This window comes from Chromobacterium sp. CCUG 76385 (assembly GCF_059916625.1).
In genome coordinates this window covers 58,073-72,482 of sequence record NZ_JAUCGU010000021.1, presented here as the reverse complement: position 1 = coordinate 72,482, position 14,410 = coordinate 58,073, and the positions used below count along the sequence as shown (strand labels likewise).

17 protein-coding genes are annotated in these 14,410 nt (G+C 65.5%); 16 read left to right on the top strand and 1 reads right to left on the bottom strand.

The genetic code is table 11. The annotated features are described in order from the left end of the window. Positions 1 to 174 precede the first annotated feature (174 nt). Complete coding sequence (locus tag QUG01_RS13960; protein WP_500830665.1) at positions 175 to 756, top strand: hypothetical protein; 582 nt, start codon at positions 175 to 177, stop codon at positions 754 to 756. Between the two features lie 77 nt (positions 757 to 833). On the opposite strand, the gene QUG01_RS13955 is transcribed toward QUG01_RS13960, so the two are convergent. Continuing rightward, positions 834 to 1,160, bottom strand: coding sequence for a Mor transcription activator family protein (locus QUG01_RS13955; protein ID WP_043623312.1), 327 nt, complete (start codon positions 1,158 to 1,160; stop codon positions 834 to 836). Between the two features lie 225 nt (positions 1,161 to 1,385). Here QUG01_RS13955 and QUG01_RS13950 point away from each other — a divergent pair, with 225 nt between their 5' ends. The 15 genes from QUG01_RS13950 to QUG01_RS13880 all read left to right on the top strand — a co-directional run bounded on the left by QUG01_RS13950 (position 1,386) and on the right by QUG01_RS13880 (position 14,401). After that, positions 1,386 to 1,844, top strand: a complete 459-nt coding sequence (locus QUG01_RS13950) for a Gp37 family protein (protein WP_500830664.1) — start codon at positions 1,386 to 1,388, stop codon at positions 1,842 to 1,844. Further along, positions 1,841 to 2,044, top strand: coding sequence for a hypothetical protein (locus QUG01_RS13945; RefSeq protein ID WP_500830663.1), 204 nt, complete (start codon positions 1,841 to 1,843; stop codon positions 2,042 to 2,044). The genes QUG01_RS13950 and QUG01_RS13945 overlap by 4 nt, the downstream gene beginning before the upstream one ends. A gap of 2 nt (positions 2,045 to 2,046) precedes the next feature. Beyond that, complete coding sequence (locus QUG01_RS13940; protein WP_500830662.1) at positions 2,047 to 3,483, top strand: phage tail sheath subtilisin-like domain-containing protein; 1,437 nt, start codon at positions 2,047 to 2,049, stop codon at positions 3,481 to 3,483. Between the two features lie 2 nt (positions 3,484 to 3,485). Next, on the top strand, positions 3,486 to 4,010 hold the full coding sequence (locus QUG01_RS13935; protein ID WP_043623302.1) for a phage major tail tube protein: 525 nt from the start codon (positions 3,486 to 3,488) through the stop codon (positions 4,008 to 4,010). Positions 4,011 to 4,140: 130 nt separating this feature from the next. Beyond that, positions 4,141 to 4,404: a phage tail assembly protein gene (locus tag QUG01_RS13930; RefSeq protein ID WP_052246692.1), complete on the top strand. Its 264-nt coding sequence runs from the start codon at positions 4,141 to 4,143 to the stop codon at positions 4,402 to 4,404. Between the two features lie 10 nt (positions 4,405 to 4,414). Then, positions 4,415 to 4,549 carry a hypothetical protein gene (locus QUG01_RS13925; RefSeq protein WP_262983064.1) on the top strand — a complete coding sequence of 45 codons (135 nt, stop codon included), beginning with the start codon at positions 4,415 to 4,417 and terminating at the stop codon, positions 4,547 to 4,549. An 84-nt stretch (positions 4,550 to 4,633) separates the two neighbouring features. After that, positions 4,634 to 7,795 carry a hypothetical protein gene (locus QUG01_RS13920; RefSeq protein ID WP_500830661.1) on the top strand — a complete coding sequence of 1,054 codons (3,162 nt, stop codon included), beginning with the start codon at positions 4,634 to 4,636 and terminating at the stop codon, positions 7,793 to 7,795. A gap of 30 nt (positions 7,796 to 7,825) precedes the next feature. After that, positions 7,826 to 8,740, top strand: a complete 915-nt coding sequence (locus QUG01_RS13915) for a phage tail protein (RefSeq protein ID WP_500830660.1) — start codon at positions 7,826 to 7,828, stop codon at positions 8,738 to 8,740. A gap of 3 nt (positions 8,741 to 8,743) precedes the next feature. Next, a complete protein-coding gene (locus QUG01_RS13910) occupies positions 8,744 to 8,959 on the top strand; it encodes a tail protein X (RefSeq protein ID WP_083341074.1) in 216 nt (71 codons plus the stop codon). Then, complete coding sequence (locus QUG01_RS13905; RefSeq protein WP_500830659.1) at positions 8,956 to 9,999, top strand: phage late control D family protein; 1,044 nt, start codon at positions 8,956 to 8,958, stop codon at positions 9,997 to 9,999. Before QUG01_RS13910 ends, QUG01_RS13905 begins: the two co-directional genes overlap by 4 nt. Further along, a complete protein-coding gene (locus QUG01_RS13900; protein ID WP_500830658.1) occupies positions 9,996 to 10,673 on the top strand; it encodes a phage baseplate assembly protein V in 678 nt (225 codons plus the stop codon). Before QUG01_RS13905 ends, QUG01_RS13900 begins: the two co-directional genes overlap by 4 nt. A gap of 42 nt (positions 10,674 to 10,715) precedes the next feature. Continuing rightward, entirely contained in the window at positions 10,716 to 12,575 is a 1,860-nt protein-coding gene (locus QUG01_RS13895; protein WP_500830657.1) for a phage tail protein, read from the top strand. Then, the gene (locus QUG01_RS13890; RefSeq protein ID WP_500830656.1) at positions 12,572 to 13,150 is read left to right on the top strand and encodes a hypothetical protein; all 579 of its coding nucleotides are present in this window, start codon (positions 12,572 to 12,574) and stop codon (positions 13,148 to 13,150) included. Before QUG01_RS13895 ends, QUG01_RS13890 begins: the two co-directional genes overlap by 4 nt. 85 nt (positions 13,151 to 13,235) lie before the next feature. Further along, on the top strand, positions 13,236 to 13,973 hold the full coding sequence (locus QUG01_RS13885; protein WP_500830655.1) for a phage tail protein I: 738 nt from the start codon (positions 13,236 to 13,238) through the stop codon (positions 13,971 to 13,973). 35 nt (positions 13,974 to 14,008) lie between these two features. Further along, complete coding sequence (locus QUG01_RS13880; RefSeq protein WP_071110825.1) at positions 14,009 to 14,401, top strand: GPW/gp25 family protein; 393 nt, start codon at positions 14,009 to 14,011, stop codon at positions 14,399 to 14,401. Positions 14,402 to 14,410: the final 9 nt, after the last annotated feature.

Here is a 14,410-nt window from a genome sequence, read left to right as displayed (position 1 = left end):
CATGTGAAAGTAGGACACCGCCAGACGCCCGATAAGACAAAGCCCAGCTCACACGAGCTGGGCTTTGTGCTTTGCGCATACGAAGCGAAACCAAAAACCCCAGCTCCATGAGCCGGGGTTTTTTGCGTTTGGACGCGGTATGATGGAATCCCATTCTTAATCAGAGGTCTCGCGATGCGATTCAAAGCCGGAGTTTATGCAGTGCTGTTCAGCGGCATGTTTGTCACGGCAACTTGGGCGCATGCCGATGCGTCGCCCGCGCAGCTTGTCGCGGCAGATGTCGCCGTGCAGCAGCGTGAGACGGGTGGCGAAGTGGCAGCCATCGATCTTGCCCAACGCGTGGTCATGCTCAAGGGCGACCAGGGTTGGGTGCTGGAGTTTCCCGTTTCGCCTGAGGTGCGCAATCTGGAACAGCTGAAGGTAGGGGACCGGGTTAGGATCCGTTACCGCAGCGCATTGGCGCTGGCCTTGAAGAAGGGCGGCGACAATATACGCAAGGACATTGAAGGCAGTGTGCAGACGCAAGCGCCGGAAGGCGGCAAGCCCGGTGTGACTGAGAGCCGCAGGCGCACGGTGGTCAGCAATGTCGTGGCCCTGGATCGGGCCAATGGCGTCGTGACGCTGGAAGGCCCGCATGGCGGACGGATGGATGTGGAGGTGCGCAATCCGCAACTGCTGGATGAGATCGCGGTGAAAGACCAAGTGGTGGCGGTGATTACCGAGTCGGCCGCGGTCTCGATTGAACCGACGCGCTGATCGCTTGCCACTTTCCTCTAGAACGCCCGATGGGAAACCATCGGGCGTTTTGCATGGTTGCGGCTGGCGCGATCAGGTCAGTCGCATTGCGCCTTGCGGGCATTCTTCAAAATCTTGTACACCCATTGCACGGAAATGCCGTGCTTCAGCGCCAGTTCGGCATGGTTGCCGCCATTGAATTCCTGCAGGATCAGGCGGTCGCGCTCGGCAGACTTGCTGCTCTTGCCCAGCGGGAAGTAGATGTTCTGGCCGCCCCAGTGCTGCGCCATGCGGCGGGTGATTTCCTGGGCGATCTTTTCCGCCTGGCGGCTCTCGGTGTTGGCCAGCTGCCGCAAGGCCAGGGCGATGTGGTCGGTCAGGTCGGTCAGCAGTTCCGGTCCCTTGCTGCGAAATTGTGCTTGCATGTGCGCTCCCGCGGGCGATGTCATCCAATGCGGTCATTTTTCCATTTCCGCTCTGGTCACGCCTTTTGACCGGTGTCAGCGCCGTGTCAGTGCCGCACTTCCTAAAGCCGGCTACAAGATATCCCCCCTCCCATCCGGCATTCTCTGCCTCGTTCGGCAAGCAGCCTTGCTGGCCGGCGATCCGAGCGCGTTTGCGCATCCCTTTCCCTGTCCTGGAGTTCCGTTGTGGCAAGCACTTCCCAAATTGTCGACGCGCTGTTGGCGCGTTTGCGTGCCAGCGTGCCGCAGTTGACCGTCGAGTACTTTGCCGGCGCCGAGGATGACTATCCGCTGACGCACCCGCAAGGCGCAGCCCTGCTGTGCCTGCGCGGCAGCCAGTTCGGTCCGCTGCGCGACGGCTACGGCCAACTGCGCACCTTGCAGTTGACGATCACGGTTCTGCTCGGCCAGAGCCGCGCCGGAGAGGCGGATGGCGATGTGCTGGACGCTGTCCGGCAAAGCTGCCTGGGCTTCGCGCCGCCGGATTGCCAGCCGGCGTGGCTGCTGTCCGAAACCTTCCTGGGTTACCGCGATGGGGTGGCGTGCTACGCCATCGCGTTGGCCACCGACACCCTGCAGGTGACGGCGGCGTCCCCGGAATCCCTGCCTGTGCTAACTGCAGTCTCACTCGAGGAGCAACCATGAAGTATCTGTATTCCGGCCCGATCAGCGGCGTTACCTTGGCCGACGGCCAGGAAATCATGCTGTTTCCCGGCAAGGAAGTGGACATGCCGGAGGACCACAACTACACCCGCACGCTGGTGGCGCTGGGTTATCTGAACCCGCAGCCGGTTTCCGTTGCCAGCGTCGCAACGTCTTTCCATACCGCTGAACAAGGAGCGTAAGCATGGCGGCAAACTATCTGCATGGCGTTGAAACCATCGAAGTGGAGCGCGGCCCGCGCCCGGTGCGCACCGTCAAGTCGGCAGTGATCGGCCTGATCGGCACCGCGCCGCAAGCCCCGGCGGGCGGCATCAACGCCCCGGTGCTGAGCCTGTCCGAAAAAGACGCCGCAGCCTTTGGCCCGCAGCTTCCGGGCTTCACCATCCCGCAGGCGCTGAGCGCCATTTATGACCACGGCGCCGGTTCGGTGATCGTAATCAACGTGCTGGACCCGGCGGTGCACAAGACCAGCATCGCCGCCGAGGCGGTGACGCTGGACCCGATCAGCGGCGTGGCCGCGCTGCAAAAGCAGGCGGTGGCCAATGTGGTGGTGAAGAGCGCGGACGGCAGCATCACCTATGTGGCCGGCACCGACTACCAGCTTGACGCGACCTACGGCAAGCTGACCCGCGTGAAGACCGGGGCGATGGCTGTCGGCGCCAGCCTGAAGGTGAGCTACGACTACGCGGATCCGACCAAGGTAACCGCAGCCGACATCATCGGCGGCGTCAACGCGGCAGGCAAGCGCATCGGCATCAAGGCGCTGCAGGACACCTACAACCTGTTCGGTTTCTTCGCCAAGATCCTGATCGCGCCGGGCTTCTGCACCCAGAACACCGTGGCGGCGGAACTGGCGGCGGCGGCCGATCGCCTGGACGCCATCGCCTATGTCGATGCGCCTATCGGCACCGCCTTCGCCGACGCGCTGGCCGGCCGCGGCCCCAACGGCACCATCAACTTCAACACCTCCAGCGACCGCGTGCGCCTGTGCTACCCGTACGTGATGGTGGCTGACGGCAACGGCGGCTTGCGTCTGGACGCGCTGTCGGCCCGCGCCGCCGGCTTGCGCGCCAAAGTGGACAAGGACAAGGGCTTCTGGTGGTCCAGCTCCAACCAGGAGCTGGCCGGCGTGGTCGGCGTCGAGCGTCCGCTGTCGGCGATGATCGACGATCCGAACTGCGAAGTGAACCAGCTGAACGCGGCCGGCATCACCACCGTGTTCAACAGCGTGGGCACCGGCTTCCGCCTGTGGGGCAACCGCACCGCCGCCTGGCCCACCGTGTCCAGCATGCGCAACTTCGAGAACGTGCGCCGCACCGGCGACGTGATCAACGAGTCCATCCGCTACTTCAGCCAGCAGTACATCGATATGCCGCTGGACCAGGCCACCATCGATTCCTTGGTGGAGTCGGTGAACGGCTACGGCCGCAAGCTGATCGGCGACGGCGCCCTGCTGGGCTTCAAGGCCTGGTTCGATCCGGCGCGAAACCCGGCCACCGAGCTGTCTTCCGGCCATTTGCTGATCAGCTACAAGTACACCGTGGCGCCGCCGCTGGAACGCCTGACCTTTGAAACCGAGATCACCTCGGAATACCTGCTCAGCCTGAAAGGAGGCAACTAATCATGGCCGGCAAGATTGAAATCAACCGCATCACCAACGCCAACATCTACATCAACGGCAATTCGCTGCTCGGCCGCGCCGAGGAGATCAAGCTGCCGGATGTGGCCGCCATCATGCAGGAGCATAAGGCGCTGGGCATGGTCGGCAAGATCGAGCTGCCGGCAGGCTTCGACAAGCTGGAGGGCGAGATCAAGTGGAACTCGCTGTACAAGGACGTGGCCAAGACTGTGGCCAACCCGTTCCAGGCCGTGCAGCTGCAGGCGCGTTCCAATATCGAGACCTACGGTTCGCAGGGTCGGCTGCAGCAGGTCAGCCTGGTGACCTACCTGACGGTGATGTTCAAGAAGAACCCGATGGGCACCTTCAAGCAGCATGAAAACGCCGATTTCAGCTCCGCCTTCACCGCCACTTATATCAAGCAGGTGATAGGCGGCGAGGACATCCTGGAGCTGGACTACATGGCCAACATCTTCCGCGTGGCCGGCAACGACATGCTGGAGCTGTACCGTCAGAACATCGGCGGCTAAGGCTGGCTGGCGCCTCCCGCGGGTTTGCCCTGCGGGAGGTTTTAAAGCCGCTTCCTAAATCGCTTTCGCATACCCCGCATTCCGGAAGCCGGACAATCACGGCATTCCCAACCCGCTTCAAGGAACCATCATGCAAATCAAGCTGCAATACCCGTTCACCAATGCCGCCGGCCAGCGCATCGAAGCGCTGGACATCCGCCGCCTGAAGCGCGCCGACCTGAAGGCCGCCAGCCAGCACAGCCAGGATGACGCCGACCAGGAAGATTTCCTGTTCGCCCGCATGACCGGCCTGACGTTGGAAGACATCGACCAACTGGACATCGCCGACAGCCGCGCCTTGGCGGACAGCTTTCGCGACATGGTGGGCGGAGCCGAGCACGCTCAGAGCGTTTGACGAGGCGCTGTTGACGGTGCTGGGTCTGCCGCCGTCGGAAATCGACGCCTTGGCCATGGACGATTACTGGTTCTGGTGCGAAGTGGCCGAACGCGAAGTCCAGCGCCGCGGCGAGCGTCAGCAGCAACTGTTGGACGCCATCTGATTCCTCCATCTTTCTGGTCGGCCGCCGTCCGCAAGCCGGGCCGGGGCCGGCCGCTCCTTTCTTTCCCCATCACAGGCACACACCATGGTAAGCGAGTTTTTCATCGGTCTTAAGGTGGGCGCGACGCTGTCCGGGGTCTTCGACAACGCTTTCCGCTCCGCCCGCGCTGCGCTGGACGAGCTGCGCAAGTGCGGCCTGCGCCTCAACGATGCGCAGAAGGATCTGGCCGGCAATGTCGAACGGACCCGCCAGGCCTGCGCCGGGCTGAATCTGGCCAGGCTGGAGAGCCAGCACCGCCAGCTGGCGTCCACCTTGGGCGGGCTGACGCGCCAGCACGAGGCGTGGCAGGCCAGCTTGCGGCGCGGACAAGCGCTGCAATCCGTCCTGAGTCTGCAGCAGACCCGCCGGATCGAGCTTTTGGCCTCGGTCCGGCTTAGCGCCGTCATCCGCCTGGTGGAAGAGAAGGTGGAACGGCAGCGGCGCGACCAGGACAAGACCCAGCGCGACATGCCGTCGGCCGACTGGCAGCGACCGGTACAGCGCGGCGGCAAGGGCGGCGAGCGCAAAGGCGGCGACAGCGATGCCGCCGGCGAAGCGCCGCGTTCCCCCTCCCGCTCGTCCCCCGCCTCCTCTTCCCCGCTCGACAAACTGCGTCTGCCTACCCGGCAGGAATTCATCCGCGCCGCCGATTTCGTGCAGAAAGCCGGCACCGCCGTGGCCGACGTCAGCGGCAAAGCACACGTCCTGCTGTCTGATGGCCTGGGCCGCAAAGTCTTTGACAAGCTGCACGGCAAGCTCAATGCCAAGTTGGGCGGCAAGCTGCCTAGCGTCGAATCCATCCTGAATGGCCTGAAAACCACCGAGTCTGTCGCCAAAGGCGTCGCCAAGGGCGGCGAATGGGCCGGCAAGCTGCTGCGCGGAATGGACGACGGCATCGCAGTGTCCGCCAAATCAGGAGCGGCCAACGCCACCGCGAAGCAGAAAAAGCCGCCGGCCCAGTCTGGCGGCAAGAGCCGTCCCGGCGCGGCGTTGAAGGCGTATCGCGATACCCAGGGCAGCGCGGCCTTCCTGAAGGACGACGAAGCGGACGCGGCAGCCGGAGACAAGAAGGCTGACGCCAAGACGGAAGGCAAAGTTTCCGGCAAGCGCGACAGCGCCAAAGCCAAGAAAAAGTCGTCCGCCAAGCCCGGCAGCAGGAGCCGCCCCGGCGAGGCGGTGGCCGAGCTGAAGCGGCAGGAAAGCGAAGCCGACGGCTGGCTGGACAAGGCCATAGACGCGACCGAGAAGCTGAAGAAAGTCAGCGAGATCAGCGAAAAGCTGACCGGCGGCGCAGCCAAGGCCCTGCGCACCGACATGGGCCGCAAAGTCTACGAAGCGGCGCGAGCCAAACTCAATCCAGCGCTGGGCAAGCGTTTGCCCGACACCAAGCGCGTCTTGTCCCTACTGGACAAGGCCGGGGACTACAGCGGCAAGGCGGCGAACTACCTGGGCCGCACCGGCGAGGCGTTGAAGGCGTATCGCGACACCCAGGGCAGCGCGGCCAAACGGCTATTGGCCGCCGGCGCGGCCTTCCTGAAGGGCGACGAAGCGGACGCCGCCGCCGGGGACAAGAAGGCGGACAAGAAGCGCAGCCCAGCGGCCGGCAAAGCCAAACGCGGCGCGGCGGTAGCCGAGGCTAAGCGGAAGGCGGCCTCAGCATCTGTCAAGACCAAGGCGGGCAAGGCGCTGGGCGCAAGCAAGAAGCAGACGAATCCATCGGCGCGGCGCGACACATCCAGCAACGCGGCGGCTTCGTCCAAGAAAAAAACGTCTCCATCGGGCCGCCGCCGACAGGCTGGCCACGCCACCGCGCAGGCTGGGAAACCGGCGAGCCGGACCAAGCCGGGCAAGGCGCTTGCGCAGGCCAGGAGGAAGTCGGCCGCGACCGCCTCGCTGCTGGACCAGGCCATTCACGCCGCCGGCATCCTGAAACGCGGCAGCGAGCTGAGCGAGAAACTGACTGGCGGCGCGGCCAAGGTCTTGCGCACTGACACGGGCCGCAAGCGGTATGAACAGGCGCGCGCCAAGCTCAATCCCTTGCTGGGCAACCGTCTGCCGGATACCGATCGCGCCCTGGCCTGGCTGGACAAGGCGGAAGGCTACAGCTCGACGGCAGCGGAATACCTGGGCCGCACCGGCTCGGCCCTGAAGCGCTTCCGCCAGGCCAAGGGCAGCCTGCCCAAGCGGCTGTTGGCGGCTGGCGTCCGCTTCCTGAAAAACGACCTGGCAGATGAGGACGATGCCAAGCCCAGCAAGCAGTCCGGCCGCAAGACGAGCGGCGGTAAACAGCCGGCCGCGTCGAAACCGGCTGAGCGCGGCGGCAAGGCAGCGGCCAAGCCGGCAGCCAAATCCACAGCCAAAACCGCGGCGAAGCCGCTTGCCCAACGCGGGGCGGCGCTGAAGGAGGCCCGCGTCAGCGGGGGCCTGGGCAAGAGCAAAGCGCTGTTGTCCGAAGGCAAGTTGCTCAAGTCCGGCGACGGCGCGCTCAAGTCCATGGGCGGCGCGCGCGGGCTGGCCAAAGGCGCGCTGAAACGGATGGGGGCGCTGGGCGATATCGCCAGCCTGGGCACGGACCTGGCGGCAATCCGCCAGTCCCGGCTGAGCCCGCAGGCTAAGTCGGCGGCCTATGGCAAGGCGCTGGGCGGCGCGGCGGGTTCGGTGGCCGGCGGCGCGGCGGGCGCGGCGATAGGCAGCGCGCTGGGTCCGATCGGCGCGTTCATCGGCCAGCAGGCCGGCAGCTGGCTGGGGCAGAAGGGCGGCGAGTGGCTGGGCGAAAAGGCCGGCGCGCTGTTCGCCAAGCATGCGCTGTCGACCAAGCCGGTGGCGGCGCCCAAGCCTGTCGCGCGGCCCCCGTCCATCGTCCGGGCCATGCCCGCCCTGCCCAAGCCGGCGGCTGCCGTCAAACCGATTTCCATCAAACCAACCGCGGCAGCTCAATCCGTGCCCATCCGCGCGCAGGGCAGGCAGGCCCAGCAGTTGCAGCGCATGCAGCAGGCGGTGGCCAACACATCGAAACCGGCCAAGCCGGCGCCGGCGGCGGCCATCTTCCATATCACCTTCTCGCCGCAGATCACCATCAGCGGCGGCGCGCAGGGCGTCAAGCAACAGGTGCAGCAGGCGATGCAACTGTCGTTCGCCGAGTTCGAGCGGCTGATGCGCCGCTACGAGTCCGACCGCCAGCGCCGCAGCTACGCCGCGCGCGGCTGAGGAGCCTAGCCATGAACAAAGGAGCAAACGATGTACGCAGTGCTGGGTGACATCGAGTTCGACCTGATCAGCTATTTCGACGGTCTGGAGCAGCGCGCCGGCAGCGACTACGCCGAACACGGCCGCATCGGCGGCAAGCCGGTGTTGCAGTTCGTCGGCGACCGGCTGGACGAGATCCGCATCGATCTGGTGCTGCACGCCGCCTACTGCCTGCCGGATGCCGAGCTGCAGCGGCTGCATGCGGCGCGGCAGCAGCATCAGGCGCTGGCGCTGGTGCTGGGCAACGGCGACCACAAGGGCCTGTTCGTGATCACCGACCTGAGCAGCAGCGGCCGGCAGAGCGACAGCCAGGGCAATCTGTTGGCGGTGGAGGCGCAGCTGTCCTTGCGCGAATTCGGCGGCCAGCTGGCCCCGGCGCCGCGGCCCGGCCTGCTGGGCACGGTCAGCGGCTTGCCGCAGGCCAAGCTGTCGCAGACGCTGGCCAGCGCCGGTTTCAAGCCCAATCTGCAAGGGCTGGCGCAGGCGGTGTCGCAGGTCAAGACTGTGGTCGGCCAGGTGCGGACCGTGGTGAACGACGTGCGCGAACTGAAAGACCTGGCGCGGCGCGATCCCTTGTCCGCGCTGGGACGGGTGCCCGACGTGCTGAGCGACGTGCAGACGGCGCTGCCCGGCTTGTCGCAGGGCGTGGGCCGACTGAAAACCTTCATCCAGCCGTTTTCCCATCTGGCTGACACCATCAAGCCGCTGGTTCCGCAATTTCAAAAGATGGGCCAGCAAATCACCGCCATGGCGCGCTCGCTGGAGGGCTGCACCTTGGACAACGTCGCCGACAAGCTGGGACAGGCGGCCGACACCATACGCGACATCGACAACAACTGGCCGGACCGCGATCTGGCGCTGGCGAAGCTGGCCGCGCGGGCGGCGGTGCGCAGCATTCTGGAGTGAATCATGTTTCTCAAGCATACCTGCAAGGAAGGCGATCGCTGGGATCACATCGCCTGGCAGTACTACGGCGACGTGGGGCAGATGGTGATGCTGATCGCCGCCAACCCGCAGGCGCCGATCAGCGAGACGCTGCCGGCCGGCCTGCAACTGGCCATTCCGCTGCTGGAGGCGCAGGACAGCGCCGCCGTCGACCAGCTGCCGCCCTGGAGGCGGCCATGATGGACAGCCGCATACAGGACGTGGCGACGCCGGTGTTCGAGCTGGCTTACAACGGGCAGTCCATCACCGCCGACATCGCCCGCTACGCGTTGAACATCAGCTACACCGACCACCTGAGCGGCGAATCGGACGAGTTGGAAGTGGAGCTGGAAGACAGCGACGGCCGCTGGCTGAACGGCTGGTACCCGGACAAGGGGGCCACGCTGGATTTCAAGCTGGGCTACCGCGGCGCGGCGCTGGCGGCGCTGGGCAGTTTCGACATCGACGAGGTGGAGTACAGCGCGCCACCGTCCGTGGTCCGCATCCGCGCGCTGGCCACCGGGGTGCAGCATCCGCTGCGCACCCGCCAGGGCCAGGCCTACGACAAGCTGACGCTGCAAGACCTGGCGCAGCGCATCGCCCGCCGCAACGGCATGACGCTGCAGGGCAAGATCGACGGCGTGGACATCGACCGGCTCACCCAATACCACGAAACCGACCTGGCCTTCCTGCAGCGGGTGGCCAGCCACTACGGCTACATCTGCAAGGTGATCGACAACAACCGCAAGCTGGTGTTCTGGAAGCGCGGCGACCTGATCGATTCCGCCAGCGTGAAGCGCTACACCCCGGCCGACCTGATCAGCTGGCGCGCGCGCGATCAGCTGTCGCAAGTGCCCAGCGCGGTGGAGGTGAGCTACCACGACCCGAACAAGCGCGCGCTGCAGACGGCGCGGGCCGCGGCGGACGCGCGCGCCCCCGGCGGCAAGGCCAGCAGCGCCGATGTGGTGAAACTGACGCGCAAGTCCGGCGGCAAACTGCAGGCCGAGCTGCAGGCCAAGGCGGAGATGGAGAAACGCCAGCTGGCGCGCACCTCCATGTACATCACCGTGGACGGCGCGCCGCAGCTGGCCGCCGGCCGCAATGTTGACCTGTCCGGCTTCGGCAAGCTGTCCGGCCGTTACCTGATCGAGCAGGCCCGTCACCGGCTGTCGCGGCAGGAGGGCTATCTGTGTGAACTGGAACTGAAGCGGGCGGCGCCCGCGGACAAGGGGGCGGCATGAACGACGTATCGTTGCCCGACGCGCTGGCGACATTGAAGTTCGGCAGCGTGGCGGAGCAAGACCCGGACACCCAGCGCGTGCGGGTGCGGCTGCCGGAGCTGGGCCAACTGCTGACCGCCTGGCTGCCGGTATTGAGCCGCAAAACCCTGAAAGACAAGGACTACTGGCTGCCGGACATCGGCGAGCAGGTGGCGGTGCTGCTGGACGCGCGCGGCGAGGACGGCGTGGTGCTGGGCGCCATCTATTCCGAGCAGGACGCGGTGCCGGTGAAAAGCGCCGACAAATGGCAGCGCCGCTTCGGCGACGGCGCGGTGCTGGAGTACGACCGGCAGCAGAACCAGCTGACCGTCAATGGCGGGGTCAAGCATGTGGTGGTGGACACCCAGGCCGACGTGCTGATCAAGGCGGCTTCCAGCGTCACCATAGACGGCGGCCAGACGGTCACCGTCAAAGCGGGAAGCAAGGTCAGCATCAACGCGCCGGCCACCGAGATCAGCGGCACGCTGACGGTGAAGGGCGCGATCACCGGCCAGGGCGGCATGGCGGTGTCCGGCGGCGGCGGAGCCACGGTGAGCGGCAGCGTCAGCGTCAGCGGCGATGTGGTCGCCAGCGGCAAGAGCCTGGTGGGGCACAACCACATGGGCGCGCACGGCCCGACCAGCCCGCCGCTGTAAGCCGCGGCGGCATTGATTCTTTTCCTTCTCAATGGAAACCCTATGAGCAACGACTTTTTCACTCTCCTCACCGCCGTCGGCAAGAACAAGCTGGCGGCTGCCGCCACCGGCGGCGCGCCGCTCAAGCTCACCCATATGGCGGTGGGCGACGGCGACAACGGCGGCTACTACACGCCCAGCGAAGCGCAGGCCGCGCTGAAGCATGAAGTGTGGCGCGCGCCGCTGAACAATCTGTCCACCGATCCGCAAAATCCCAACTGGATCATCGCCGAGCTGGTGATTCCGGACGAGGTGGGCGGCTTCACCATCCGCGAAGTGGGCGTGTTCGACGCCGCCGGCGCGCTGATCGCCGTCGGCAAATTCCCGGAAAGCTACAAGCCGGTCCTGGCCGACGGCGCCAACAAGCAGCTGTACGTGCGGCTGATCATGGAGGTGTCCAATGCCGCGGCGGTAACGCTGCAGGTGGACCCCAGCGTAGTCCTCGCCACCCGCGCCACGGTAGACCAGCGCATCGCCGAGGAACTGGCCAAGCTGGACGGCAAGCCATCCGTGCGCGCCGCCACCACGGCCGCCATCGCGCTTGCCGGCCTGCAAACCGTGGACGGCGTGGCGCTGCAAGCCGGCGACAGGGTCTTGGTTAAGAACCAGGCCAATGGCGCCGACAACGGCATCTACATCGCCTCTGCCGGAAACTGGGGCCGCAGCGTGGACGCCAACGCCAGCATGGAAGTGACGCCGGGCCTGTTTGTGGCGGTGGAACAGGGGGCGGTCAACGGCGGGGCGATTTGGCAATTGACGACACCGTCACCGATTGCGCTCGGCACAACGCCGCTGAGCTTCGCCATGCTGGGCGGCAATACCGGGGTGGCGGCGGGCACTTACCGTAGCGTCACCGTTAATGCGCGCGGCTTGGTGGTGGGTGGCAATAACCCATCGTCTGTCGATGATTACGGTTTGAGCGCGGATCTGGCACTGCCATTGCCAGCCTTGCCTTTGCCTGTAATTTGCACGCCGGACAACAGGATGACGGTAACTGCCACAACGGTAGCCGGGCAAGGTGGTGCCATTTCGATACCTGCGGGCGTGACACTGTCCTTGGGGCAGGAGGTGTTCGTGGGACAAAATGGCCGCGTCCGCTCGTTTGTCACTTCAGCGTGGAGTAGTCCAGTATTGCAAACCAACGCCGAATATTACCTGCGCGCGCAGGTCGGGGCTGGCGGTTTGACGATCTATGTTCAGCGCGGGCAATTGAATGACGCCAAGCCGGATGGCCTGAAAGGCAGTCCCAATGGCGGCAGCGGCGGCGGTTTTTACTCTACGGCGCTGGATATTTGTCTTGCCCGTGTGTTGACCGGCGCACCGGGCTCCGCGCCGATTGTGCAACGGGTAATCAACCGAGGCGACAATAGTTGGTCGGCAACGATGAATGGCAACGGCACAGTTTACTTGCCATTCGATCCATTTATGCGAGCAGGGCATATCTCCACTGGCATTGTGACCCCTCATTCATCAGCCATATCTTCCGTGGTGCATGGTTCCGCAGGGTGGACTGGATATGCATATTGGTATGCAGCTCCCAGTGGTCCGAATGGTAGTAGCTATGTAACTGGTAGTTCTTTAAATTGGACCGCCAATACAAGCGGAGTCCTGACCTCAAGCAATGTTGTGGGTGATGCTACGGTATCAACTAGTACGGGCATATTTGAGCATGTCACGGGCAAGTCTATGTGGCAGGTGCTGCAGTTGGAACATCAGATCGGTGATTTGACTGGCGCCAATGGTGATGAACACTTGATGGCAGAGGCGACTAAGAACCTTTTGCAAGCCGATTATGACTCTGGTTTGGCCATCAGCTTTGCCAATTGCGTCAATGCTTTGATTACTTGGGAGGTTGTACGATGAGAATCATACAAGACTTGCTGGCATATGATGGCGAGCTGCGTCCGGCGCAACCAAGCCCCGATCATGTCTGGGATGGCGCGAACTGGCAGTTTTCTGAGGATAAACAGGCTTTGAGATCGGCTCAGTCCAAAGATGAAATGTGCATCCGCCTGGATGCCGCCGCCGACGCCGCCAGCCAGACGTATGCCGGCAACGAGCTGCGCGCGCTGGAGTACCAACGCGCCGCCGCCGAGGCCCAGGCGTATAAAGACGCCGGCTACAAGGGCGACGCGCCGGCCGGCGTGCAGGCCTGGGCGGACGCCAAGGGCTTGAGCGGCAAGGACGCGGCCGATGGCATCCTGGCCAAGGCCATGGCGGCGGAACAGGCGCAGGCGGCCATCCGCGCCATCCGACTGAAAGCCAAGGAGGCGGTGCGCAGCGCGACGAGTCTGGATGCTGTCCAGACCGCCGCAGACAGCGCGCTGGCCGCTTTGCAGGCGCTGGCGACGGGCGCGCCGCAGGCTGGCGCCATTCCGGCTGAGGCTGCAGCCAAAACCAGCCTGTGGCGCGCGCCGCTGAAGCTGTTCTCTCGTTGATCCCAGGGGCGCGCAGCGCGCCTTTTCTCCCCCGCCGGCGTGAGCCGCCGCTTTATGGCCAGGCCGGCGCCCGCAGAGTCCTCCCATGACCGACACCACCCCCAACATCCTGGCGGGCGATGGCCGGCTGTCGCCGCTGGCCGAGCTGAGCCGGCGCTTCCAGCGGATCGCGCTGCCGCCGTTTCTGGTTTACCTGATAGACAGCGTGCAGGCCGAGTGGCTGCCGGCGCTGGCTGAGCAGCTGCACGTGGCCGGCGACGAGGGCTGGCTGCTGGCGCGGACCGAGTCGCAACGGCGCGAGCTGATCAAGCAGGCCATCGCCTTGCACCGCAGCAAGGGCACACGCTGGGCCTTGCGCCAGGTGCTGGCCACGCTGGGCGTCAACGGCCGGATCAGCGAATGGTTCGAGTACCAGGGCGAGCCGTACCGCTTCCGCATCGACCTCGATCTGTCTGCCAACGGGCTGGCCGAGCCGACCTACCACGCGCTGCGGCGCATGCTGGAGCAGTACGGCAACGCCCGCTCGCAGCTGGAGGGCCTGAGCCTGCGTTTCTCCCGCCATGAGCAGACGCCGGTGCTGGCATCCGCTGCCGCGGGCGGCGAGCTGGCCACGGTCTATCCCTACCGCGAGCGGCAACTGAGCCAGCGGAGTGCCTGGCATCCGGCGACGGCGGCGGGGGCGATGGAGCGGGCGACGGTCTATCCATTTCGCCAGACCGCGCTGAGCGGCCAGATTCCCTTGCGCTGGGCCGCCGGCCAGCTATGTCGCGAAACCGTCACCGTGCAGCCGCGCGGCTTCAATTCCTTTTCTAACGCCCTTTAAAAGCCTCCGCCGCGGCGGTTTGGCACCATGACGCCATGACACAGCTAACCGACATCTCATCCCTGCATTGGCAGCCGGCGCTTCAGCCCCGCGGCCAGACGCTCGCCGCCGACGCGCCGGACATTGTGGAGAACCTGGACGACATCCATCAGGCGCTGCGCATCATCCTGGGCACGCCCAAGGGCAGCGATCCGCTGCGGCCGGAGTTCGGCAGCGATCTGTTCCGCTACCTGGACTACCCGGCCGACCGCGCCCGGCCGCATGTGGTGCGCGAGGCGGTGGCGGCGATCAGCCATCCGCTGTACGGCGAGCCGCGCATCCAGCTGCAGCGGGTGCTGTTCAGCATCGATACCGACGGCAGCGCCCATCTGACCGCGCAGTGGAAGCTGGCCGACGGCGTGATCCGCGAAACCGAACTGCGGCTGTGACGGCCGGCC